20 protein-coding genes are annotated in these 21,354 nt (G+C 68.9%); 7 read left to right on the top strand and 13 right to left on the bottom strand.

All coding sequences use genetic code 11. From position 1 onward, the window contains the following. Positions 1–4: 4 nt before the first annotated feature. From FHT09_RS16260 to FHT09_RS16245, 4 genes are all read right to left on the bottom strand, one after another. Complete coding sequence (locus FHT09_RS16260) at positions 5–1,192, bottom strand: HDOD domain-containing protein (protein WP_104606161.1); 1,188 nt, start codon at positions 1,190–1,192, stop codon at positions 5–7. 630 nt (positions 1,193–1,822) lie between these two features. Beyond that, positions 1,823–2,134 (bottom strand): protealysin inhibitor emfourin, encoded by a 312-nt coding sequence (locus FHT09_RS16255; RefSeq protein WP_104606160.1) that lies wholly within the window; start codon positions 2,132–2,134, stop codon positions 1,823–1,825. Further along, complete coding sequence (locus tag FHT09_RS16250; RefSeq protein ID WP_104606159.1) at positions 2,131–3,201, bottom strand: M4 family metallopeptidase; 1,071 nt, start codon at positions 3,199–3,201, stop codon at positions 2,131–2,133. The genes FHT09_RS16255 and FHT09_RS16250 overlap by 4 nt, the downstream gene beginning before the upstream one ends. A 110-nt stretch (positions 3,202–3,311) precedes the next feature. Beyond that, a complete protein-coding gene (locus FHT09_RS16245) occupies positions 3,312–3,968 on the bottom strand; it encodes an SDR family oxidoreductase (RefSeq protein WP_104606158.1) in 657 nt (218 codons plus the stop codon). A gap of 186 nt (positions 3,969–4,154) precedes the next feature. Here FHT09_RS16245 and FHT09_RS16240 point away from each other — a divergent pair, with 186 nt between their 5' ends. The 5 genes from FHT09_RS16240 (at position 4,155) to proP (ending at position 8,737) form a co-directional block, all read left to right on the top strand. After that, positions 4,155–4,613, top strand: coding sequence for an NUDIX domain-containing protein (locus tag FHT09_RS16240; RefSeq protein ID WP_104606157.1), 459 nt, complete (start codon positions 4,155–4,157; stop codon positions 4,611–4,613). A gap of 280 nt (positions 4,614–4,893) precedes the next feature. Beyond that, on the top strand, positions 4,894–6,030 hold the full coding sequence (locus tag FHT09_RS16235) for an alpha/beta hydrolase (protein WP_181141309.1): 1,137 nt from the start codon (positions 4,894–4,896) through the stop codon (positions 6,028–6,030). Positions 6,031–6,131: 101 nt separating this feature from the next. Continuing rightward, positions 6,132–6,530 carry a host attachment family protein gene (locus FHT09_RS16230; protein ID WP_104536642.1) on the top strand — a complete coding sequence of 133 codons (399 nt, stop codon included), beginning with the start codon at positions 6,132–6,134 and terminating at the stop codon, positions 6,528–6,530. Positions 6,531–6,551: 21 nt separating this feature from the next. After that, positions 6,552–6,887 (top strand): thioredoxin family protein, encoded by a 336-nt coding sequence (locus FHT09_RS16225; protein WP_104536643.1) that lies wholly within the window; start codon positions 6,552–6,554, stop codon positions 6,885–6,887. A 359-nt stretch (positions 6,888–7,246) separates the two neighbouring features. After that, complete coding sequence (proP, locus tag FHT09_RS16220; protein WP_104536644.1) at positions 7,247–8,737, top strand: glycine betaine/L-proline transporter ProP; 1,491 nt, start codon at positions 7,247–7,249, stop codon at positions 8,735–8,737. 131 nt (positions 8,738–8,868) lie between these two features. Here the strand turns inward: proP and FHT09_RS16215 are convergent, their stop codons facing one another. Next, positions 8,869–9,342 (bottom strand): SRPBCC domain-containing protein, encoded by a 474-nt coding sequence (locus FHT09_RS16215; protein ID WP_104606156.1) that lies wholly within the window; start codon positions 9,340–9,342, stop codon positions 8,869–8,871. A 174-nt stretch (positions 9,343–9,516) separates the two neighbouring features. Between FHT09_RS16215 and FHT09_RS16210 the strand changes: the two genes are divergently transcribed. Then, positions 9,517–10,305, top strand: coding sequence for an EcsC family protein (locus tag FHT09_RS16210; RefSeq protein WP_104606215.1), 789 nt, complete (start codon positions 9,517–9,519; stop codon positions 10,303–10,305). Positions 10,306–10,393: 88 nt separating this feature from the next. On the opposite strand, the gene FHT09_RS16205 is transcribed toward FHT09_RS16210, so the two are convergent. Further along, complete coding sequence (locus tag FHT09_RS16205) at positions 10,394–10,750, bottom strand: hypothetical protein (RefSeq protein ID WP_146096616.1); 357 nt, start codon at positions 10,748–10,750, stop codon at positions 10,394–10,396. Positions 10,751–10,933: 183 nt separating this feature from the next. Between FHT09_RS16205 and FHT09_RS16200 the strand changes: the two genes are divergently transcribed. Then, complete coding sequence (locus FHT09_RS16200; protein ID WP_184417022.1) at positions 10,934–11,578, top strand: DUF938 domain-containing protein; 645 nt, start codon at positions 10,934–10,936, stop codon at positions 11,576–11,578. A 127-nt stretch (positions 11,579–11,705) separates the two neighbouring features. On the opposite strand, the gene FHT09_RS16195 is transcribed toward FHT09_RS16200, so the two are convergent. The 7 genes from FHT09_RS16195 to FHT09_RS16165 all read right to left on the bottom strand — a co-directional run bounded on the left by FHT09_RS16195 (position 11,706) and on the right by FHT09_RS16165 (position 21,342). Next, positions 11,706–13,466, bottom strand: coding sequence for a hypothetical protein (locus FHT09_RS16195; RefSeq protein WP_104607536.1), 1,761 nt, complete (start codon positions 13,464–13,466; stop codon positions 11,706–11,708). Positions 13,467–13,581: 115 nt separating this feature from the next. Beyond that, positions 13,582–15,849, bottom strand: a complete 2,268-nt coding sequence (locus FHT09_RS16190) for a hypothetical protein (RefSeq protein ID WP_181141476.1) — start codon at positions 15,847–15,849, stop codon at positions 13,582–13,584. After that, positions 15,846–17,033, bottom strand: a complete 1,188-nt coding sequence (locus FHT09_RS16185; protein ID WP_104607535.1) for a BatA domain-containing protein — start codon at positions 17,031–17,033, stop codon at positions 15,846–15,848. Before FHT09_RS16185 ends, FHT09_RS16190 begins: the two co-directional genes overlap by 4 nt. A 43-nt stretch (positions 17,034–17,076) precedes the next feature. After that, positions 17,077–17,973: a DUF58 domain-containing protein gene (locus FHT09_RS16180; protein WP_104607534.1), complete on the bottom strand. Its 897-nt coding sequence runs from the start codon at positions 17,971–17,973 to the stop codon at positions 17,077–17,079. 13 nt (positions 17,974–17,986) lie between these two features. Beyond that, positions 17,987–18,979 (bottom strand): MoxR family ATPase, encoded by a 993-nt coding sequence (locus FHT09_RS16175; RefSeq protein ID WP_104607533.1) that lies wholly within the window; start codon positions 18,977–18,979, stop codon positions 17,987–17,989. 213 nt (positions 18,980–19,192) lie between these two features. Beyond that, positions 19,193–20,011, bottom strand: coding sequence for a DUF4159 domain-containing protein (locus FHT09_RS16170; RefSeq protein WP_184417020.1), 819 nt, complete (start codon positions 20,009–20,011; stop codon positions 19,193–19,195). Next, a complete protein-coding gene (locus tag FHT09_RS16165) occupies positions 20,008–21,342 on the bottom strand; it encodes a TldD/PmbA family protein (protein WP_024940480.1) in 1,335 nt (444 codons plus the stop codon). The genes FHT09_RS16170 and FHT09_RS16165 overlap by 4 nt, the downstream gene beginning before the upstream one ends. Positions 21,343–21,354: the final 12 nt, after the last annotated feature.

The following is a 21,354-nucleotide window of genomic DNA, read 5'->3' as shown; positions in this document are numbered from 1 at the left end:
GGCCTCACTCCACGCTGGAAGCGACCAGCCGTTGCCACAGCGCGGCATTGGCCGCGTGGTCCGGCTCCAGCGTGGACAGCACACTGAGCGCGTGCTCCTCCTGCTCGGCGCCATGGCGGGCGAGCATGGCCAGTGCGGCGGCCAGCCGGCCATAACGCAGCGCCATGCCGAGCGAGGTGGTCAGCACGGTGGCGTCGTGCTCGGGGCGTTGCTCGTCCAGCGCGGTACTCAGCGTGGCAGGCAGATCCCAGGCGGTGACGATGGTCTTGGCGACTGCGGCGGTGTGGCGTTCCACTAATGCGGCGGCCACTTCCAGGCTGTAGGGCAGGGTCGGGCGCTCGGCATAGGCATCGCGCAGCACGCGCAGGATCACCACCGCGCCCAGGCCCTGCAGCAGGCCGGCCAGCTGCGCCGACAAGCTGTCGCCACCGCGCTCGCGCATGTAGGCAGCCGCGGCTGCGGCGGTACGCAGGGCGTAATCCCACACGGCGGCCGGCAGGCGCGCGTAGAGGCCGCCCTCCAGGCTCAGCACCGGCTGCATCACTGCGGCGGCGACGATCTGGCGCACGCCCTCGGTGCCGATATGCACCACGGCCCGCTCCAGGCTTTCCAGCGGGCCGCCCTGCGGGCGATACAGCGCGCTGTTGGCGATGCGCAACAGGTTGGCCGCCAGCGCCGGGTCCTGCGCGATGATCGCGGCGATGCCGCGACCGGAGGCATCCGGGTCGTTGACCGCGCGCATCAGCTGCGGCAACAACTGCGGGCGGCGCGGCAGCAGTTGCGGGCGCAGGTCCACGTGGTCGAGCGCATTGCCGACCGCAGCCAGCACCGCGGCCTGCGCCGGGTCGGTCGGCAGGTGGCCCTCGGCCAGCGATGGGGTGGACATCACCGCGGCATACATGCGGCGCAGCAGTGGCTGCATCGGTGGCGGCCCGGGCGGCAGGGGCGGCAGGGGCTGCGGTGCAGCGGCGGTATGCGCCTGTGCCTGTTGGTGCGCCTGCACCTGCACAGCCGCCTGCCCCGGCGCGCGCGCTGCCGGTGCGGCATGCGCACCAGCGGCGGAGACGGCGGAGGTGGCAGGGGTACCGGCGGTTTGCGCACGACGGCGCAGCAGCAGCCACGCAATGACACCGGCAAGTCCCAGGCCGGCAAGCAGTCCGGCAGCAAGCAGCAACACAATCACGGGCGTCATAGATTTTGTCTGATCAGTGGCGCGACTATCCGCGAAGCCGGTGTTGACGGCAATGCAGGCGTGCGGCGCCGGGCGAGGCCGAACCCGGCCGATCGCATTGCCCGCGTCCGGTAACTCGCCTTAGGAGCTGCCGCCCAGCGTCTTGCTGCGCTGTGACGATGGGTTCGACGCGCCCTGCTGGCTGGCACCCTGCCGATCACGGTGCAGTGGCCCCGCCGCCATGCGGTTCCAATCTGCAGGCGCTGGAGGTGGGCATCCCGGGCAGATGCCGCTGCGTGCCTGTCAGTCGGGATGGCGGATGCGCTTGCCTTGCCGGCGCAGCGGGTGCAGGCCCGGGCAGATCGGCATGCGCGCAGCCAGCCCCGGACACCGGCAATGACCTGCTGCACTGCAGCGACGAGCGGGTGTCTTCAAGTTGACCGCTCCGCTGCACGTGGCGCTAACGCAGCAGCCCGCACTATGCGTCACCAGCTGTGCAGCCCTAGAGCATCTAGGCAGCTTAAAGGGTGCAGGCATCCGCAGTTGGACCACTTACCGTCGACAGACACCGCGCAATGCGCGGTGTTTTCGTTTGTGGTGGGCGATGGGCACGCGCGCTGTGGCGCGGGCGGCGGCATCGTGGTGCGACCGCTATAGGGTGCCCTGCTTCCACAGCCGCACGATCGCAGCCGGTGCATGTTCTTCGGGGATGCGCAGCGGCTCGCTGGCGCCGTCCCAGGCGATGCTGAAGTAACGGCGGTCGCCGCCACCGGCCTGCGGATGCGGCAGCGCATGCGCCAGGCACTGGTCCAGCAAGGCGCGCAGCTGCAGACGCTGCGCATCGTCCAGGTCATCCATCACCAGCTGCCGTTCACGCCGCATGGCGGGGAAGGCGGCCACCCCGCCTTCGCGTGCCAGCCGCAAGGTCACGCCTGCATCCACCGGCGGACGCTGTGGACTCATGCGAGCACGCCCACGTCGCGCCAGGCCTGGTGCACCGCGGTTGCCTCGGCACTGCTGGCGCCGTAGTCCGCACCGGCAATGCTGACGGTGAGCGCGGCAAAGGTGGCAAAGTCCGCACCGGCGGCCAGCTCGCCGCCGGTGAGCGCGCGGTACCAGATGCGGCCGGTCTTGTCCCAGGCATAGCCACCGATGGCCACGGCCGCGCGATAGAACGCGTGGTTGGGGATGCCGGAGTTGTAATGCACGCCGCCATCGTCCTCTTGCGTGTCGACGTAGCCGGCCATGCTGGCCGGCTGCGGATCCTTGCCCAGGGCCGGGTCATCGTACGCGGTGCCGGGCGCGCGCATCGAACGCAGGCCCACCCCGTCGATGCCGGGCATCAACAAGCCGGCACCGATGATCCAGTCCGCCTCGCCGGCCTGCTGCCGCAACGTGTACTGCTTGATCAACACGCCGAATACATCCGACAGCGACTCGTTCAAGGCGCCGGACTGGCCCTGGTAGATCAGGTTGGCGGTGCGCTCGGTCACGCCATGGCTCAGCTCGTGGCCCACCACGTCGATGGCGATGGTGAAGCGGTTGAAGACCTCGCCATCGCCATCGCCGAACACCATCTGCTCGCCGTTCCAGAAGGCGTTGTCGTAGCCACGCTCGTAATGCACGGTGCCGATCAACGGCATGCCGTCGCCGTCGATGGAATTGCGCCCATACACCGTCTGGAAGAAGTCGTGCGTGGCGCCGAGATAATCGTAGGCCTCGGTTACGGCCACATCGTCGGTGGCGGCAGCGCCCTCTGCGCGGACCAGGGTGTCGGGCAGCGCGCTGCCTTGCTGGGCGTCGTAGATCTGCCGCTGCACCGCCTGCGCGGTGGGCGTGCTCGCAGCATCGGCGGCCAGTGCCTGGGCGCGTGCGAGCAGGCCGAACGCGCGCTGTTGCCGCAGCTGCGCGGTGATCTGCCGCGACAACAGCGCGCACTGGCGTGCACGCTCGGGCGCCGCCCGGGCCACATGGTCCAGCAGATACGGCGGCAGGATGCCGGCACGGCGTGGCGTGACGAATGCAGACATAAGCGACCTCCACGATGGGCTGCGTCTGTGACTATGCCGAGGCTGGCTTTAGGAATTCGTTAGGCCCATCCACCGTGCGCCCCGCGCGCCGGTTGCGATAGGCGCGGCGTTCATTCCAGCTGCGACAGGGCCTGCTGGATCGGCGTCTGCCCGTCGATGAAGCCCACGGTCTTGCCGATGGTGGCCGGCGTGGCCAGTGCCGCCGCAATGACCTGCGCCACGTTGGCGCGCGACACGCCGCCGTCGGCAGCGCTGCCCGGGTCGCACGTGATGCGGCCGGTTGGCGGCTCCTGCGTGAGTCGCCCCGGCCCCAGCACGGTCCAGTCCAGCGTGGTGCTGCGCAGGTGCGCATCGGCCGCGGCCTTGGCCTGGGCGTAGGCGAAGAATCCATCGTCCGGCCCGATGCCGTGTTCCAGCCCGGCACCGAGATAGGACACCATCAGGTAACGGCGCACGCGTACCTGCGCGGCAGCATGCATCGACCGGATCGCCGCATCGCGGTCCACCGCGTAGGTGCGTGCCGCATCGCCGCCACCGGCGCCGGCCGACCACACCACCGCGTCGTGGCCGGCCAGTTGCGCGGCGATCGCAGCGGTGTCGGCCTGTTCGATATCCAATACCTGCGGGGTGGCGCCGTCGGCAATCACATCGTCTGCGTGCGCAGGATTGCGAAACAGTGCGGTGACCGAATGCCCGCCACGCACCAGCAACGGCGTGAGCAGACGTGCGACCTTGCCATGGCCGCCGATCACGACGATACGCGACATCCCAACCTCCAACACGGTGCGCCGGCGCGGCGCGGACTGCGCGCATCCTCGCCAACATGGCGCTAAGGCAGCGTCATTGGTGTGGATCGGCGTGGAGAGCGCTCCGTACGATCATGCACTTGCAGATGCGTGGATGCACCACCTGCCCGCCGCACATCTGGGACACTACGCGGCACAACCTCCGGGATGCCTATGTCCAGCTCGATCGATACCGACCTTCGTCCACGCGTCGGATGCGGCGCCTTCATCCGGCGCGCCGATGGCCGCCTGCTGCTGGTGCAGCGCGGGCGTGCGCCCGAGCAGGGCCATTGGGGCCTGCCCGGCGGCAAGGTGGACTGGATGGAAACGGTGGAACACGCGGTGGTGCGCGAAGTGCTGGAAGAAACCGGCCTGCACGTGCAACTGCAAGATGTGCTGTGCATCGTCAGCTACTTCGAGCCGGACCTGCGGCCGCCGCAGCATTGGGTTGCGCCGGTGTATCTGGCCGCGATCCAGGGCAGCGAGCACACCGTGTGCCGCGAGCCCGAAGCGATCGCCGACATCGGCTGGTTCGCGCTGGACGCACTGCCGTCGCCACTGACCACCTCCACGCTGCAGGCGTTGCAGCATCTGCCGCCCACCGCAGCGTCGGCACCTGTCGCCTGAGCGCGACGATGGGCTCGGTGCATGGCATCGACACGTCGGCAGGCGCAGTGTCGGTGCTGGCGGTCGCGGGATCTCGATGTCCGCTTGGATGCAGAGGAACACATGACCTTGCTGCGATATCGAACGCTCGCGCACGATGGTCCGATTGCACGCTGTGGTGTGCGTAGTTGCAGCATTTGCGTTACATCGCGTCGTTACATGCAACGCCATTGTCTGCACGCGATGCAAGCCGGCCACTGCCGGTATCCTTGGCGGTTCGACTTGCCTGGGAGGGCACTGCATGACACGTCATTGGTTGAACAAGACGCTGGCGCTCACGTTGATCTGTACCGCGTGCAGCATGCACGCAACCGCCGCCGAGCCGGCACCACCGGCCCCCGCTTCGGCCCCCGATGGCATCCGGCATGTACCCGCCTTCGACCTGCCGGTGTCGGAATATCTGAGCCCTGCCGCGCGTGCGCATGTGGCCGCCGGGGCGGCCCGCGTTGATCCGATGGACAAGGCCGACAACGCCACCTTGCTCAAGCAATTGCCGAGTCTCCGCGCCGACACCGAGCGTTGGGCCGAAGGCGTGATTGCGCAGCTGCGCACGCGCTACGCGGTGGAGATCACGCCCGAGACCTGGAACGGCGTGCCGGTGCTGCGGGTGGAGCCGCGCACGCGCACACCCGAGCAGGCCAAGCGCCTGTTGATCGAACTGCATGGCGGTAGCTTCGTGATGGGCAGCCCGGCCTCGTTCGGCTTGATGGAAGCCATTCCGCTGGCGGCGATGACCGGCATGACCGTGGTCGCGGTGGATTACCGGATGGGACCCGAGCACCATTTCCCGGCTGCCAGCGAGGATGTGGCAGCGGTGTATCGCGCTGCGCTCAAGACCTATGCGCCCGAGCGCATCGGCCTGTTCGGTTGTTCGGCCGGCGGCGTGCTCACCGGTGAATCGCTGGCGTGGTTCGCCAAGGAGCAGTTGCCGATGCCGGCGGCGGCCGGGCTGTTCTGCGCCGCAGGCGATGCGCGCTACCGCGGCGATTCGCGCAGTGTGGTGGCGGCAGTCAACGATGCCTTGTTGCCGGACAAGGCCGGTGCGTTGCCGATCTGGGAAGACCTGTACTACGGCGACAACGTGGATTTCCACGATCCGCTGGTTTCACCGGTGTTTTCCGATGCGGTGCTGCGGCAGTTCCCGCCGACGCTGTTCCTCACCGCCACGCGTGCTGCCGAGCTGAGCAATGCCGCCTACACGCATTCGCGCCTGGTGGACCTGGGCCGCGAATCGGACCTGCATGTCTGGGATGGGTTGGGGCACGCCTTCCACCTCACCAATGCACTGCCGGAGAGCCAGCAGGCGCTGCGGGTAGCGGCGCGTTTCTTCAGCAAGCACCTGGGTCTGCCGCCTCCGCCGCTGGCGGCACCACGCTAACGCCATGCTGACACCGGCTAGGCGCGGCGCTTACATCCTCTCGCCTAGGTTGAGGCCGACTGGCGTTGCACATGCAGCGCCGCTCTAACAAGGAGAATCGAATGAGTCTGCAAATTCCTCAGGGTGCGTTGGTAGTGGTGGCCGATGGCGGCGAAGCGCGCTGGTTCACCAACACCGGTAACGAGGCCAAGGTGGTGCTGCGCCAGCATGCGCGCACCGATGTGCAGAACGTCGACGACGATGGCCCGGCCGGCAAGGCGCCGCAGGATCTCAGCGAGGCGGACATGGACGAAATGACCTTCGCCAAGCAGTTGTCGCATGCCTTGAACGACGGCGCGCTGAAGCACGAGTACACGCATCTGGTGCTGGTGGCCGACCCGACGACGCTGGGCCGGGTGCGTCCGCTGCTGCACAAGGAAACGCAGCAACGCCTGGTTGGCGACCTGGCCAAGGACCTGACCAATCTGCCGCTGGAAGACATTCAGCGCGCACTGTCGTAAGCACAACGGAGCTGTCACACGATGGGGTTTGTTCGCGACTACGCCACCCAGGCGCCCGAACGTAGCGCGGTGGATGCACAGGCCGGTCTGCAGGTGCTGGAATTCGGCACCGACTGGTGCGGCCATTGCATTGCCGCGCAACCGCTGCTGCAGAAATTGTTGGGTGGCGTTGCAGCGCTCGACTATCGCAAGATCGAAGATGGAAAAGGACGGCCCCTGGGCCGCTCTTTTCGTGTCACGTTGTGGCCGACCATCATCCTGCTGCGCGACGGTGTGGAAGTGGCACGCGCCGTGCGCCCGCAGACGCGCGAAGATCTGCAACCGCTGCTGTCGCAGCTGGGTGCGGCGCTGGTGTAAGCGAGTAACGCGCCTGATCGATGGCGCGTAAATATGGCAGGACATGCGCAGTGCAGCGAGGGCGCGATGCGCGCGCCCGATGCGCCAGATGCCTTGAAACAAGCGGTTTTCCGCGATGCTCCACCATCGCGGCTGCAGCGATCTGCGCGCTGTAGTACCATAACCGGCTGATCAAGCCCTTGGGCATTGCCCACCCCCTTGGTCATCTGTCCCGCAGCGTCGCTGAATCCACGCGGCCGTCCGGGAATGCCTCCGGCGTCATCTTGTGCATGTGCCATTGCCATGCCTGCGTGATACGCCGTGTCCTGTGCGTTGCCGGGGCGAGCGGGCAGCGATGGCCGCACATGGAGACACAACACATGCACGACACGCGCGCGATTGCCTCGCACTTCGGTTGGTTCAAGCGCCGCCGCCAACTGCAACTGGACGAAGTCACCGTGGTGGATCGCGGCATGTTGCGCAAGGCCGTGGGCGCGGCCGCATTGGGCAATGCGATGGAATGGTTCGACTTCGGCGTGTACGGCTATCTGGCGGTGACGCTGGGGCAGGTATTCTTCCCGGCCAGCAATCCCACCGCGCAGTTGATCGCCACCTTTGCCACCTTCACCGTCGCGTTTCTGGTGCGGCCGATCGGCGGGCTGGTGTTCGGCCCGCTCGGCGATCGCTACGGGCGGCAGAAGGTGCTGGCCGCGACCATGATCCTGATGGCCCTGGGCACCTTCAGCATCGGCCTGATTCCGTCCTACGCCAAGATCGGCCTGTGGGCACCGGCGCTGCTGTTGCTGGCGCGGCTGTTGCAGGGGTTTTCCACCGGCGGCGAGTACGGCGGCGCGGCGACCTTCATCGCCGAATACGCCACCGACCGCAATCGCGGATTGATGGGCAGCTGGCTGGAATTCGGCACCCTGGGCGGCTACATCGCCGGCGCCGCCACGGTGACGGCGCTGCACATGACCGTGACCCAGGCGCAGATGCTTGACTGGGGCTGGCGCGTACCGTTCCTGATTGCCGGCCCGCTGGGGCTGCTGGGCCTGTACATGCGCATGAAGCTGGAGGAAACCCCGGCATTTCGCGCCTATACCGAGCAGTCCGAACAACGCGAACGCGAAACCGCCGCCCAGGGCCTGCTGACGATGCTGCGCCTGCATTGGCCGCAGCTGCTCAAGTGCGTGGGCCTGGTGCTGGTGTTCAACGTCACCGACTACATGCTGCTGACCTACATGCCCAGCTATCTCAGCGTCACCATGGGCTATGCCGAGAGCAAGGGCCTGTTGCTGATCATTCTGGTGATGCTGGTGATGATGCCGCTCAACATCGTCGGCGGCCTGTTCAGCGACAGGCTGGGCCGCCGGCCGATGATCATCGGTGCCTGCATTGCGTTGTTCGCGCTGGCCATCCCCTGCCTGCTGCTGATCGGCAGCGGCCATGACGGCTTGATTTTTGCCGGCCTGATGCTGCTCGGCCTGGCGCTGGTGTGCTTCACCAGTTCGATGCCGTCCACGTTGCCGGCGCTGTTCTACACGCCGGTGCGCTACAGCGCGTTGTCGATCGCCTTCAACGTGTCGGTGTCGTTGTTCGGCGGGACCACGCCGCTGGTGACCGCTTGGTTGGTGGAGCGCAGCGGCGACCCGATGGTGCCGGCGTACTACCTGATGGGCGCGGCGGCGATCGGCCTGGTGACCATGTTGTTTGTGCGCGAAACCGCCGGCCTGCCGCTGCGCGGCTCGCCGCCAGCGGTGGCCACCGATGCCGAGGCGCGTGCGTTGCTGCGTGGCGACAGCCCGGTGACGGTGGACGCGCAGTTGCCTGGCAGCCCAGCGCCAGCCATGGGCCAGCCGCGCACGGCATAGGCGGACTCTGCGCGAGCGACCGATCCATCACGGGTTCGCCGATGCGGCTGGCACGCAAAGCCGCGTGGTCTAACGCAGCGGCGGCAACCGTGCACGCCGCGATGGCAATGGGTGCCTGCAGACAGTTGCCGCTAGCGCGGCGCGTGGCCGCCGCTGTCGGGCAGCGCGGGGCTGCGCATATCGGCCGACGGCATGCCTTCGCCGGTTTCCACATAGCGTTTGAGACTGCTGCCCAGGAAGAAGCGCCAGCCGCGGGCGCAAGCTTCCTTGCAGGGCGAGTCGCGGTAGCCGGAGTGTTCGAACTCCACCTGCGTGCCCTGGCTGGTCGGGCGCAGGTCGAAGCGCATCACCGTGCCCTTCCAGGCATCGGTGTCGAGCATGTTGGAGGCGTGGCAACGCCAGCGCACCAGACGGTAGTCGGCACCGTCGTCGATACTCAATTCCACCCGCCAGCCTTGCCGGCTCCAGTCCAGCCGCACCCGGTCCTCGACCAGGCCCACCTCGCGCGTCCACCAGCGAGCCAGTTGCCTGGGCTCGGACAACGCGGCACAGACCACCTCCGGCGCGGCCGCAATGACGACGCTGTGGCGGATCTCACGATTCATCTGGTCAGCATTGGCTGCATAGAGCCCGATGATCGCGCATTTTGCCGGCCAATTGCAGAAGGGCGTTTTTTTGCCAGCCGAGTCCGCTCGTCTGGCGCTCACGTGGCGCTGGGTACCATCGGCGCAAGCCCCCAACGACGAAGAGCAGGCATGACGACGCTTCCGATCCCGGTGATGGACGTTGCCGCGCAACGCGATCTGGCCACCGCGCACGCGCTGTTGGAAAACCCCGGCGTGGCCGCCCAACTGGCCAATGCACTAGGCGCGCCGATCGAGAGCCTGATCACCCGGCGGCTGCCGAAACTGGTCACCCGCAGCATCGATGGCGTCACCCGTCGCGCGCTGCAGGTGGCGATGAAATCGGCGTTACTGAGCCTGCGCGGCAAGACCGATCTGCAACAGCCTGCGTCTACCGCACGCCACACTCTGGCGGTGGCTGTTGCCGGCGGCGCGGGCGGATTCTTCGGCCTGCCCGGCCTGCTGGTGGAGCTGCCGGTGACCACTACGGTGATGTTGCGCTCTATCGCCGATATCGCCCGTTCCGAAGGCGAATCGCTGCACGATCCGGAAACCGCGCTGGCCTGCCTGGAAGTGCTGGCGCATGGCGGACGCAGTGTCAGCGACGACGGCGCCGAGTCGGGCTACTTCGCGGTGCGCGCGGCGATGGCGCAACAACTCAGCGCTGCGGCGCATTACGTCGCAGCGCATGGGTTTGCCAGCAAGGGCGCGCCGGTGCTGGTGTCGCTGGTGTCGCGCGTTGCGGCCAGGTTCTCGGTCAATGTCGGCGAAAAACTCGCCGTGCAGGCGGTGCCGCTGGTCGGTGCGGTCAGCGGCGCAACGCTCAATACCGTGTTCATGCGCCACTTCCAGGCGATGGCGCGCGGTCACTTCATCGTGCGCCGGCTGGAGCGGCATTATGGCGAGGATGCGGTGCGACGTGCGTATGAGGCATTGACAAGCTGACTGGTGAAAGCACCGGACCAGCAAGGATGGGGACAGATCCTTGCGGTCCGGAGCCGCTATCGGTTGACGCGCAGGTTCTTGCCTGAGTTCACAGAGGTTGCGGTGTACAGAGTGCGCGCGCACTCGCCGAACCGATAAACTGATTGTTGGCGTCGCTCACCATGACATTGGCGGTGATGAAGGTATTGCCACGTGGGCAATAAAAATTGCAATCCTCGCTATTGGTGCAATTTCTGGGGAAGATGGCGCCAGCAGTATTGTTGAATGTCCATGCATATTTGAATGGCGCTGGTGATCCTGGGCTGTCTACGCCAGCCCAGCAATAATCACTGCCTGCGCAGTCGAGTATTACGGTTGACGCTTGTGCGTTTGCAGTGGGCGCGGCAGCAAAGCTCGCAACAATCGCTAGCAAGCTCGTGGTCAAAAAAGCAACGGCCTTGTTCATGCAGATCTCCTCCGGAGTATGCCCCCGCGTCATCATGCACAAACGATAGCGAGGCATTTGGGATGGGTATCGCTAAATCGATGGGCATGCGCCTGCGTGAAAACCACCGATGAGCGCATGAGCTCGTTGGATGTTTTGCATCCATAATGCAGAGACGTCCTGACGTTTCTCTTGATATTCCTTATGACCAAGCCGTTCTCACCTGCATCCGCACGCAACCGCGATCCGATCCTGGAGGTGTTGCAACGGCACTTTGCCGACCGCCGCAATGTGCTGGAAATCGGTGCGGGGACCGGGCAGCACGCGGTGCATTTTGCGGTGGCGATGCCGTGGTTGCGCTGGCAGGCCAGCGATCATGCCGATCATCTGCCGGGAATGACGCAGTGGCTGGACGCGGCGGCACTGCCGAATACGCCGCCACCGATTGCATTGCAGGCGGTACTGACGCCGACACCAGGCCTGGCGCCCACGCCACCATTGCCGCCTGCGCAGGCAGGCGCGCCTGCCGGCTATGACGCTGTCTATAGCGCCAATACCTTGCACATCATGGGCTGGCCGCAGGTGCAGGCGTTGTTTGCGGGGCTGCCGGCGGTGATGGCAGCGGATGCGCTACTGGTGGTGTACGGGCCGTTCAACCGCGATGGTCAATTCACCAGCCAGAGCAATCGCGCGTTCGATGCGATGTTGCGCGCGCGCGATGCCGCATCGGGCATTCGCGATGCCGAAGCGGTGGATGCACTGGCGGCGTCGGTGGGCTTGCAGTTGATCGACGACGTGGCGTTGCCGGCGAACAACTGTTGCCGGGTGTGGTCGCGCCAGTCGCGTTGAGGTGTGTCGCCGATGGTCTGCCGATGTTGCAGCACCGCTGTTTCCCAACTCAATGCATTTCAAGTACGACTGTCTGAAAGCAGCACCGCACGCGATCTTGCGCTGATGTGGCCATGCACTGCCGCAGTCAGCGCCTGCGTCGTTCCAGCCACCACAGTGCTGCGGCCAGCGTGAGCCAGGCCAGCAGCCAGGGCCAGCGGGTGCCGGGCTGCGGTGTTGGCGCGTGGAGGGTCGCGGGCGTGTCGATGGCGGCCATCGCAACGGTGGCGTCGCGGGTCTGCTGGGTGTGCAGCGCGGGGACATCGCCGGGCGCGCGGACATAGAGCCAGCGCTGTTCGGTGCCGGTCTGCAGACGACGCCAGCCTGCGGTGGTGGGCCAGTAGGCGGCGCAGGCCCGAATGCCGCTGGCGGGATCGATCAGCAGCGCCTGGGGCGTACCCGTAGGGCCGATGACGGCTGCGTCCGCGGAAACACCGCACAGCGTCATGCGTTGCTGCGACCAGCCTGTCTGTACCGCAGCGGGCGCGCTGCCGCCTGCGCGGGCGACTGCGCTAAACAGCTGCGCCCACAGCGCGGCATGCAGGTCGCCGCGGCCGGCCAGGACCAGGGCAAAGCTGTCTTCGATCAGGCCGATGCCGATGCGGCCGCGGCCTTGCGGCCGCCACCAGCCCAACGCGCTGCCGTCGTCTGCGCGTGCGGCGATTACGGCATCGGCCTGTTGCGGCTGCAGGGTGCGGCGTTGCAGGGGCGGCAGTGGCGTGGCGTCGGCCGGCGCTGCGGCTGGGTCGATGGCGCCGGGCGATGCCAGCGCCCGCGGCGCGGGGACCGCTGCGCCGGTGCTGCCGCCTGTCACGGCCAGGCCCAACTCACCGAGCGCGGCGCGGGCGGCAGCATCCAGGGGGCCGTCGGTGCGCACCAGCACGCCCAGGCCGCGCCCGATCGCAGCGCGCACGCCCAGGCGCTGCGCGTTGCCCAGGGCGACCAGGCGGCGCTGGTCGATGACCAGCAGGTCCAGCGTGTCCAGGCTGGCGGCATCCAGCGCGATGCCCTCGCCCAGTTGCATGCCCGCGCCGACCGCGATCTGGCTGCGCACCTGCATGCCGGCATCGCTGGCCCAGCGGCGCAGGTATTTCAGTTCCGGCTGCGGTGCGCCGGCCAGCAACAGCACGCGCGCGGAAGGCACTGCGGCGATCAGCACCGGCACCTGTACCCGGCTATGTTCGGTGCCTGCGGCATTGCGCAGGCGCAGCGCGAACAGCACCTGCCCCGGTGCGCGCGCCAGGCCACGCAGCTGTACCTGGCCGGCCGCATCGGCGGTGGCGGTGTCGACCACCTGCCCGGCGGGGTCCAGCAACTCCACCCGCGCGCCCGGCAGGCCCTGCACGCGCGCGCTGATGGCGATGCGTTCGCCGGGTGCGGCCGGTGGCGGCGTGGAGACGGCGACCAGACCGGTCGGCGCCGGAGCCAGCGCCAGCCGCACAGGGACGCGCAGGCCGTCGCGGTCGCGCGCCGGCAGGCCGCTGCCATGCACGACCAGGGCGGTGGTGCCGGGCGCGCGCCGCAACGCGGTGGCCAGGTCCGGTACGCGTGGCACGCCGGGCAAGGCGGGCGCCTCGGGCAGGGCGACCCACGGCGCAGCAGTCGGGCGAACCTGGTCTGCCTGGGTGCCCGCGCTGGCGACATGCAGTGCGCTCGCGCTGCCGGCGCGCGGCGGCGGCAGCAGCACCGGGTAGAGCAGGCCGGCCAGGAGCGGTTGGGCGGCGAGCAACAGCCACAGCCGCGCGCGCGCGCGTGGTTGCCGGGCGTGTGCGCGCAGCAGCCGGAACCAGCTCAGCATCACCAGCAGCAGCAAGGCACTGCCGACCAGCCAGGGCAGCGCGAGCGTCATGCCTGCGGCTCCGTTTGCGTGCATCCAGCCCGCCGTGGCCCCACGCGCCGGGTTGCCGCGCGCGCGTGCAGCCGGCGGAACCTGCCGCGTGCGGTCAACAGGATTGGTGGCAGCATCATGGTTGCGGCTCCTGGCGCAGGGCATCCAGATAGCGCTGGCCGCGCGCGTCGGCAGGGGCGCGTCGGTGCAGCGGGGCCGGCGGGGCGACCAGCGTGCGCCAGACCTGGGCGCGCAGCTGGGCGCGGCAGCTGGCGCAAGCGGGTTCGGCGCGCAGGGTTTCCACCGCCGCGGCCAGGCCCAGCGGATCCTGCAGGCGCTCCTGCTGGGTCTGCAGCCACTGCGCGTAGCGGGCCAGGGTGGCGTCGGGCACCGGGGCCTGCTCGCCGAGGGCGTCCCACAGCTGCAGGGCGGACGGGTCCGGGTCCGGGCGGCTGTCCAGGCCGGCGGCACGGTCGCCCAGGCCGGCGCGGTCGCCGCTCAGACGGCGGCCGGGGTCGATCGGCGGCAGCTGCGTGCCGACCCGCGCCAGGTAGATACGTTCGGCCTGCTGCACCTGCTTGATGAAGCCCAGCGCCTTGTTGGCAAACGGCAACGCACGCTCCGGGTGGCCCTGGCGCAGCGCGCCCTCGGACTGCCACATCTGGTCCAGCGCGGCGCGCAGCAGCGCGCGGGTCTGCGGGTCGAGCAGGGTGGCGGCTTCGGCATGGTCGTGGGTGTGCCCGAACTCGGACAGCACGTCCTGCGCCTGGCCGAAGCCGCCGCGCTCCGGCGCCCCGTCGCCATGCGCATGGTCGTGGTCGTCCAGCGCGGCAGCGCCGGCCTCGGCGGCGTGGTCGTGCGCATCGTGCCCGTGTTCGTCCCGGGCGGGCGCGGGCGCCGCAGGCGTTGCCGGCGCATCCGCGGTGGGCATGTCGGCGGTGGGCAGAGCGTCGGCCGGGGCGTCGCTGGTTGGCGCTTCGTCGGCGGTCGGCGGGCCCTTGGGCGCGCCTTCGCTCTCTTCGCCCAGGAACTGGCCGTAGCGCAGCCGCAGCAGGCGCTGGTCCACGCCGATGGCGTCGGCGCGCTTGAGGTAGGTGGCCGCCTCCAGGCGCGGCTTTTCCTTCAGCAGCGCCTGCGCGTCGATGATGATCTGGCGCTGGCTGCGGAAGTAGGCCGGCAAGGCCTGCTTGACGCTGGCCTCCAGGCCGGCGGCCATGGTCTGCTCCGGCGGTGACCAGCGCAGGATCACGCTGGCGCTGCGGCCTTCCTGCGGGCCGGGCTGGCGGGTGTCGTGCACGATGAGCTGGGCGATCAGGTCGTCGCCGGCGGCCATGCCCAGCGCCTGCGGCTGCAGCGTGGTGGAAAAGCCGCGCTGCCGGGCCGGGCCGCTGCCGTTGAGGGTGCGGCGCTGGGTCTTGAAGGTGATGTTCTCGCCGCTGCCCTGGGCCAGGGTCAGGCGCAGCTCGGCGCCGGCGGCGACCGCGTAGTCGTCGCTGGCTTCGAAGCGCAGCGTCCAGCCGCGATTGCCCGTCTGGGACGGCGTCCACAGCACCAGGCTCTGTTCGGGCGTCAGCACGCGCACCTGCGGCGGGCGGTCCGGCAGCACGTCGAGGCGGTGCAGCTGGCGGTCGACCGGCGCGCCGTCGATGAGGATGCGGTACAGGCTGGCGCGCTCGGCGACCCACTGGCCCTGCCATCGATCGGTCTTGCCTTGCCGGGCCAGCGCAACGCTGCGGCCGTCGCTGAGCCGCAGCGCCACGCTGCGCGGGGCCGGGTTGACCTGCAGCTGCCAGTCCAGCCGGGTGCCGGTCGGCACGCGCGCATCCAGCCCGGGCAGGCGTGCGGGCGGCAGGCCGGTGTAGGCGGGCGGGGTGCTGTGCAGCCGCGCCTGACCCAGCGTGGGGGCGCCGGTGCCGGCACGGGCGGCGGCGATCCGGTCGTTGGCTGCGGTGGGCAGGTAGGCGGGGTGCGGCCACAGCAGCACCGCAATGCAGGCGAGCAGGCCGGGCAGGCCGCATGCCCAGGCGCGCCGCCGCGGCCAGGCCGGGCGCAGATCGCGCGGGGTGCTGCGCAGGCGCTGTTCCAGGCGCCGGCGTTGCAGGCCCTGCAACGGGCCGAGCTGCCCGGCCGGGGCAAACAGCAGGTCGCTGCTGTCTTCCAGATCCGCGTCGCGATCCAGCCGGCGGATCAGCCAGGCCTGGTCCAGCCGGCGGGCCGCCAGCAGCGCCACGCCGATCAGCACCAGCAGGCCCAGGAGCAGCAACGGCAGGATCGCCGGCTGCGCACCGGCGCGCCACGCCAGCAGCGCCGGCAGCACCGCCAGCGGCAGCCCGCACAGCAGCACGCCTGCGGCCTGCCGTCGCCGCGAGGCCTGCCAGGCGTGGCGCAGGGCCGGCGTGCTCATGCCGCGCTGCTCCGGCGGGGCGCGGTGGCCAGCCAGCGTTCGAGCGCAAACAGCAGCAGCACCAGGCCGATCAGCCAGGGCGCTAGCGGCCAGGGGGCGCTGGCCAGGCGGATGGCGGGGCCGCGCTGCGGCTGCTGGGTCTGCGCCAGCGCGCGCTGTGGTGCGGGTGTCGACTGCAGGGCGTCGTGCAGGCGGGTGGGGAAATCGGCGTCCAGCAGCGCCGGCAGCCGCTGCGGCTGCAACGGCGCGGCCCAGCGCAGCAGGCGGCCGCGGCCAACCGTTGCGGCATCGATCAGCGCGGCGCCGTGTGCGTCCTGCAGCAGCGCTTGCAGCGGGCCAGCCAGTGCGGGCGGGGCCGGGGTCTGCGCATCGAGCAGCAGCTGCCCGCCGGCCGCGACCCAGGCGATGACCGGCGCCGGCGGTGGGCGCTGCGACTGCCATGCCACCACCGTGCCGGCTGGCCAGCGCGCCGGTTCGGCCGCGCTGGGGGCGCTCACCGGAAGCGCGCCGGGCAGTGCCCAGGCGGCATGCACGGCGCGCAGATAGCGCAGGGCCGGGTCGGCGGGGGCGTCGGCGATTGCCTGCAGCCGCAACGGTGGGATGGGCGCCACGGCGGCCGCCGGCGACTGGCCGGGCAGCACCTGCCAGCGCACCTCGCGCGACAGCTGCAGGCGTTGCGCATCCAGCGGCCCCCACTGGCTGGGCACGATCACGCTCAGCGCGGTCTCCGGCGGCAGGCTGGCATCGAGTTCGCGCAGCAGGCTGCCGACCGGCGGCGCGGTGCCGGCGGGCGTGGCGGGTGGGTGTACCGCATCGGCAGCGATCGCCGGGAAGCCTGGGGCCAGCCACACCCACTGCGCGTTGGCCGCGTGGCCGAGCGCCCGGGCCGCGGCCAGATCCACGCCGGGGCTGACCACGACGCGCGGGCGTGCCTGCTGGTGGTCGCGCAAGGCCGGCTCGGCCAGCAGCAGCGCGACTGCGGCAAGCAGCAGCAGGCGCACCAGCAGCAGCGGCCATTCGTCGAAACGCAGCCGATGCCGGGGCCGCGGCTGCGCACGCAGCCAGCGCAGTGCGGCAAAGTCGGTGGGCCGGTGTTCGCTGCGTCGGGCCAGATGGATCAGCAACGGCAGCAGCAACGCGGCCAATGCGGCCAGGCCGGCGGGGAACAGCAGGAGCAGGTTCACTGCTGCGCTCCCTCAGTTGCGGCGCTGGCGCCGGTGTGCCGGCTCATCGCCGCGCACCGTGTGCAAACAGCTCGCGCAATGCCGCATCCGGTGGCGCATCCAGATAATGCAGCGCGTGCGCAATGCCGGCCGCCTGCCAGCGTGCCTGCAGCGCGCGCTGGGCAGCGCCGAAGCGTTGCAGATACGCAGCGCGCATCGCGGCGCCGTCGCCGAGCAGTTCTTCGCCGGTTTCCGGGTCGCGGAAGCGGTGCCCGCCGCTGAAGGGGAAATCGCGCTCGTCGCAGGTCAGCACCTGCAGCTGCATCACTTCGCGGCGTGCGGCGGCGAATTTTTCCAGCGCGCCGAGCAGGTCCTGGTCGAAGCCGTCGCCGATCGACAGCACCAGCGCGTGTGCGGCGATGCGTTCCCACAGTGGACGCAACGCGTCCATGCCCGGCCAGCGGCCACCGGCGCGCAGCCCGTGCAGGGCCAGCCAGAGCCGGTCGCGCTGGCGCGGCCCGCCCCCGGCCGGCACGGCCACCAGGCCATTGCCATGCACCGCGAACAAGCCGACCTGATCGCCTTGTTGCAGCGCGACCTCGGTGGCGCACGCGGCCAGGGTCGCCATCGCCTGCAGGCGCGTGACCTGCGGGCGCGCCTGGTCGGCCTGGCCGGCGGAGGCGGTGGCATCGAGCAACAACCACAGCGTCAGCGGGCTTTCGCGCTCGGCCTCGCGCACGAAGAAACGGTCTGAACGGGCGTAGAGCTTCCAGTCGATCTGGCGCAAGGCGTCGCCGGGTTCGTAGGCACGATATTGCGAGAATTCCAGCCCGGCGCCGCGGCTGCGGCTGGCGTGCTGGCCGATCCCCTGCGCGCCCTGCGCCTGCCGCGCACGCAGCTGCAGGCCGCGCAGGCGGCTGCGCAGCTCGGCAGGAATCAGTGCCGGCACGTCCATGCTCACGCCGCAACGCGCCTCACGCGGGGAATGGCACGGCGCGCAGCAGCGCGGCGACCACATCGTCGGCGCTGCGTTGTTCGGCCTCGGCGGCGAACGACAGCAACAGGCGATGGCGCATCACCGGCGCGGCCAGCGCGATCACATCCTCGCGGGTGGCGGCAAGGCGGCCATGCAACAGCGCACGCGCCTTGGCCGCCAGCACCAGCGACTGCCCGGCACGCGGGCCGGCGCCCCATTTGATCCACTGGCGCACGTCCTCGCTGGCCTGCGGGCCGGGGCGGCTGGCCCGCACCAGGCGATTGATCCAGGTCAGCAGATCCGCGCCCACGTGCACGTGCCGCACCTGTTGCTGCAGCGCCAGCACGCTGTCGGCGTCCATCACCCTGGGCACCTGCGCGCTGCCGGTGCCGGTGGTCTGGCTCAGGATGTCGCGCTCTTCCTGCTCGCTGGGATAATCCACCCGCACATGCAGCAGGAAGCGGTCCAGCTGCGCCTCCGGCAACGGATAGGTGCCGGCCTGTTCGATCGGGTTCTGCGTGGCCAGCACGAAGAACGGCGCCGGCAACGCATAGGTGGTGCCGGCATAACTCACCGTGCGCTCGCTCATCGCCTCCAGCAGCGCGGCCTGGGTCTTGGGCGGGGTGCGATTGAGCTCGTCGGCCAGCAGCAGGTTGGTGAAGATCGGGCCCTGCTGGAACCGGAACTGCCGATGCCCGGTGCCGTGATCTTCCTCCAGCAGCTCGGTGCCGAGAATGTCGCTGGGCATCAGGTCGGGGGTGAACTGCACGCGGCGGAACTGCAGCTCCAGCGCCTGCCCCAGCGAGCGCACCAGCAGCGTCTTGCCCAGGCCGGGCGCGCCTTCCAGCAGGCAGTGGCCGCCGGCGAGCAGGCCGATCAGCAGTTGCTCCACCACCGCGTCCTGGCCCACCACCGCCTGCGCCAGGGCCGCACGCAACGCGCCGAGTTGGGAGAGTTGCCGGGTGAGGATGTCGTCGTCGGGGGAAGTCATGGGGGAAGTCTCGTTATGTGGCTGCTGGCGTAGGAGCGCGCTGGGGCGACCCGTTTACCGGTCGATCTTCGTTGCGCAACGGCGGCGTTGGATGTCGTGCTGTCGGTCCGCAGTGCCCGCAAACCATCACGCGATTTCCATAGGAGCGCGCTTGCGCGCGATGCGGCGTTACCGGCACGGCATCGCGCGCAGGCGCGCTCCTACGGGGCGATCTCAATTGGTCAATGCATACATCACGATGTTCACTGCGAACTTGGTGTTGTCTTCGGCCAGGAAGCGTTTGTTGCGCCAGTCGTAATCCCATTCGCAGCCGTAATCCTTGTTGCTGTACAACACGCCGAGCCGGCCGTCGATGCTGATGCCCCTGAGATAATCGTGCACCAGGTCGTCGCCCCAGCCATTGAGCTCGAAACTGGTGGCCGGCGGGCCGTCGGGGAATTTGAAGAATGCGCTGTAGAGACGATGGTTGCTGGGCAATTTCTGCAGCGCGGTCTTGCCGAAGATGGATGTCATCTGCGCCTCGAACGAGGTGGCGAACAGGCCGTCGATATCGTGGTTGCAATCGTCCACGAACACGAAGCCGCCATTGCGCACATAGCGCTCGAAGTTGCGCCGCTCGGCGGGATTGAACTCCACCAGCTTGTGCCCGGACAGATAGCAGAACGGCGCCTGCAGCATGCGCGGATCGGCCAGATCCAGCACATGTTCCTGCGGGTCCACGCGCAGTTGGGTGTAGTCGATCAGCGCGGTGATCAGGTTGGACGGCATGCGCGCATCCACATCCCAATCGCCCGAGTCGTACCGCAGCCGGGTAAACCAGAAATCGTAGTTGCCCGCCGCCCGCGCGCGCCGCGGTAACGCCAACGCAGCGACGCTACCGAGCAGCAATCCAAGGAAATGACGGCGCGTCGCGGGCGCCGCCAGGGCGTGTAGACCGGGAACGGGATGTGCGGGAAAACCATCGGGCCGCGAAGAGCTTGCTCCGCTCTCCCATTCCCGATTCACCACTCCCGATTCCCGGCTCTCAGTCACACCGCATCCGACAACGAGGTAAACGTAAAATCGCGCAGCCGCATCGGCGGAATCATCATCACATAGCTGGATTCATCGCCAGCCACGCGTACCGGCCTGCCCAGCTCGTCGATATTGTTGAGCATGATGATCGGCGATTCGTTGAAACGGAAATTCTTCACCGGGTACTTGATCTGCCCGTTCTCGATGTAGAAGGTGCCGTCGCGGGTCAGCCCGGTCAGCAGCACGGTCTGCGGGTCGACCATGCGGATGTACCAGGTGCGCGTGACCAGGATGCCCTTCTCGGTGCCGCGCACCAGCTCGGCGATGTTCTTGTCGCCACCGGCCATCAGCAGGTTGCCCGGCTCGCCGACCGCGCGCTTGCCGTTCTTCTGCGCCCAGAACCGCGAATACTGCAGGTTGGCGATCTTGCCGTTCTCCACGATCGGCATCTTCTCGCGCGGCAGGCCTTCCTCGTCCCACGGCAGCACGGCGGCACGCGCATCCCACGGGTCGGCGGTGATGTTCACGCGCGGGTCGTAGACCTGCTCGCCCAGCTTGTTGCCGCCGCCCTTCTTGGACAGGAAGCTGCGGCCCTCGTCGGCCATGCGTGCATCGAAGTAGCGCATCATGAAAGAAATCAGGCCTGCCGCCGCTGCCGGCTCCAGGATCACCGTGTACTTGCCCGGCTCCAGCGCCTTGGCTTCGGACGAGTCGCTGGCCTTGCGCATGGCGATGCGGATGTCCTGCTCGGCCTTGAAGTCGGCGGCATCCTTGAGGTTGCGCCCCACCCAGCCCGAGCCGCGGCCGTCTTCGGTGCGCACGGTGCAGGTGTAGTCGAACCGCGCGCCACGCTGGTAGCCGAAGTTGCCCTTGCTGTTGGCGAACGCGGTAAAGCTCTGGCCATCTTCCAGGAAGCCGGCCGCGATCAATCCCTTGCCTTTGCACGGGGCGATCGAATCGGCGGCCACCTGCGCGCGGAATGCCGGGTCGATGGCGGCGGTGGATTCGCTGAAGGTGGGGCTGGGCCTGTAGGTCTGCTTGTCTACCGCCGGCATGAATTCCGGGTTTTCCGGTGCCAGCCGTGCCAGGTCTTCGGCACGCCGCACCACCCGCTCCAGCGCGGCGTCGTCGAACTCGTTGATGGTGGCGATGCCCACGCGCTTGCCGAACGCCACCTGCACCTGCAGGTCGGTGTTGTCGACGATGCCGCTGGTGGACACGTTGTTGAGTGCGAAACGGATATTGCCGTCGATCGAGCCGCTGAGCGTGGCCGTGCACTCGTCGGCCTTGGACAGCTTGATGACCTTGTCCAGAATGGCCTTGGCCTGCGCTTCGGTAAGGATGCTCATGTGGGTTTCTCC

It is taken from the genome of Xanthomonas sp. CFBP 8152 (genome assembly GCF_014199025.1).
Lineage (GTDB): Bacteria > Pseudomonadota > Gammaproteobacteria > Xanthomonadales > Xanthomonadaceae > Xanthomonas > Xanthomonas arboricola_B.
Note: the sequence above shows the minus strand (reverse complement) of the source record. Positions and strands in the feature narration are given on the sequence as shown.

Coding starts and splice junctions, on each gene's coding strand:
- FHT09_RS16260 (WP_104606161.1), bottom strand. CDS start 1,192: ATGACGCCCGTGATTGTGTTGCTGCTTGCTGCCGGACTGCTTGCCGGC.
- FHT09_RS16255 (WP_104606160.1), bottom strand. CDS start 2,134: ATGAGTCCACAGCGTCCGCCGGTGGATGCAGGCGTGACCTTGCGGCTG.
- FHT09_RS16250 (WP_104606159.1), bottom strand. CDS start 3,201: ATGTCTGCATTCGTCACGCCACGCCGTGCCGGCATCCTGCCGCCGTAT.
- FHT09_RS16245 (WP_104606158.1), bottom strand. CDS start 3,968: ATGTCGCGTATCGTCGTGATCGGCGGCCATGGCAAGGTCGCACGTCTG.
- FHT09_RS16240 (WP_104606157.1), top strand. CDS start 4,155: ATGCCTATGTCCAGCTCGATCGATACCGACCTTCGTCCACGCGTCGGA.
- FHT09_RS16235 (WP_181141309.1), top strand. CDS start 4,894: ATGACACGTCATTGGTTGAACAAGACGCTGGCGCTCACGTTGATCTGT.
- FHT09_RS16230 (WP_104536642.1), top strand. CDS start 6,132: ATGAGTCTGCAAATTCCTCAGGGTGCGTTGGTAGTGGTGGCCGATGGC.
- FHT09_RS16225 (WP_104536643.1), top strand. CDS start 6,552: ATGGGGTTTGTTCGCGACTACGCCACCCAGGCGCCCGAACGTAGCGCG.
- proP (WP_104536644.1), top strand. CDS start 7,247: ATGCACGACACGCGCGCGATTGCCTCGCACTTCGGTTGGTTCAAGCGC.
- FHT09_RS16215 (WP_104606156.1), bottom strand. CDS start 9,342: ATGAATCGTGAGATCCGCCACAGCGTCGTCATTGCGGCCGCGCCGGAG.
- FHT09_RS16210 (WP_104606215.1), top strand. CDS start 9,517: ATGGACGTTGCCGCGCAACGCGATCTGGCCACCGCGCACGCGCTGTTG.
- FHT09_RS16205 (WP_146096616.1), bottom strand. CDS start 10,750: ATGAACAAGGCCGTTGCTTTTTTGACCACGAGCTTGCTAGCGATTGTT.
- FHT09_RS16200 (WP_184417022.1), top strand. CDS start 10,934: ATGACCAAGCCGTTCTCACCTGCATCCGCACGCAACCGCGATCCGATC.
- FHT09_RS16195 (WP_104607536.1), bottom strand. CDS start 13,466: ATGACGCTCGCGCTGCCCTGGCTGGTCGGCAGTGCCTTGCTGCTGCTG.
- FHT09_RS16190 (WP_181141476.1), bottom strand. CDS start 15,849: ATGAGCACGCCGGCCCTGCGCCACGCCTGGCAGGCCTCGCGGCGACGG.
- FHT09_RS16175 (WP_104607533.1), bottom strand. CDS start 18,979: ATGACTTCCCCCGACGACGACATCCTCACCCGGCAACTCTCCCAACTC.
- FHT09_RS16165 (WP_024940480.1), bottom strand. CDS start 21,342: ATGAGCATCCTTACCGAAGCGCAGGCCAAGGCCATTCTGGACAAGGTC.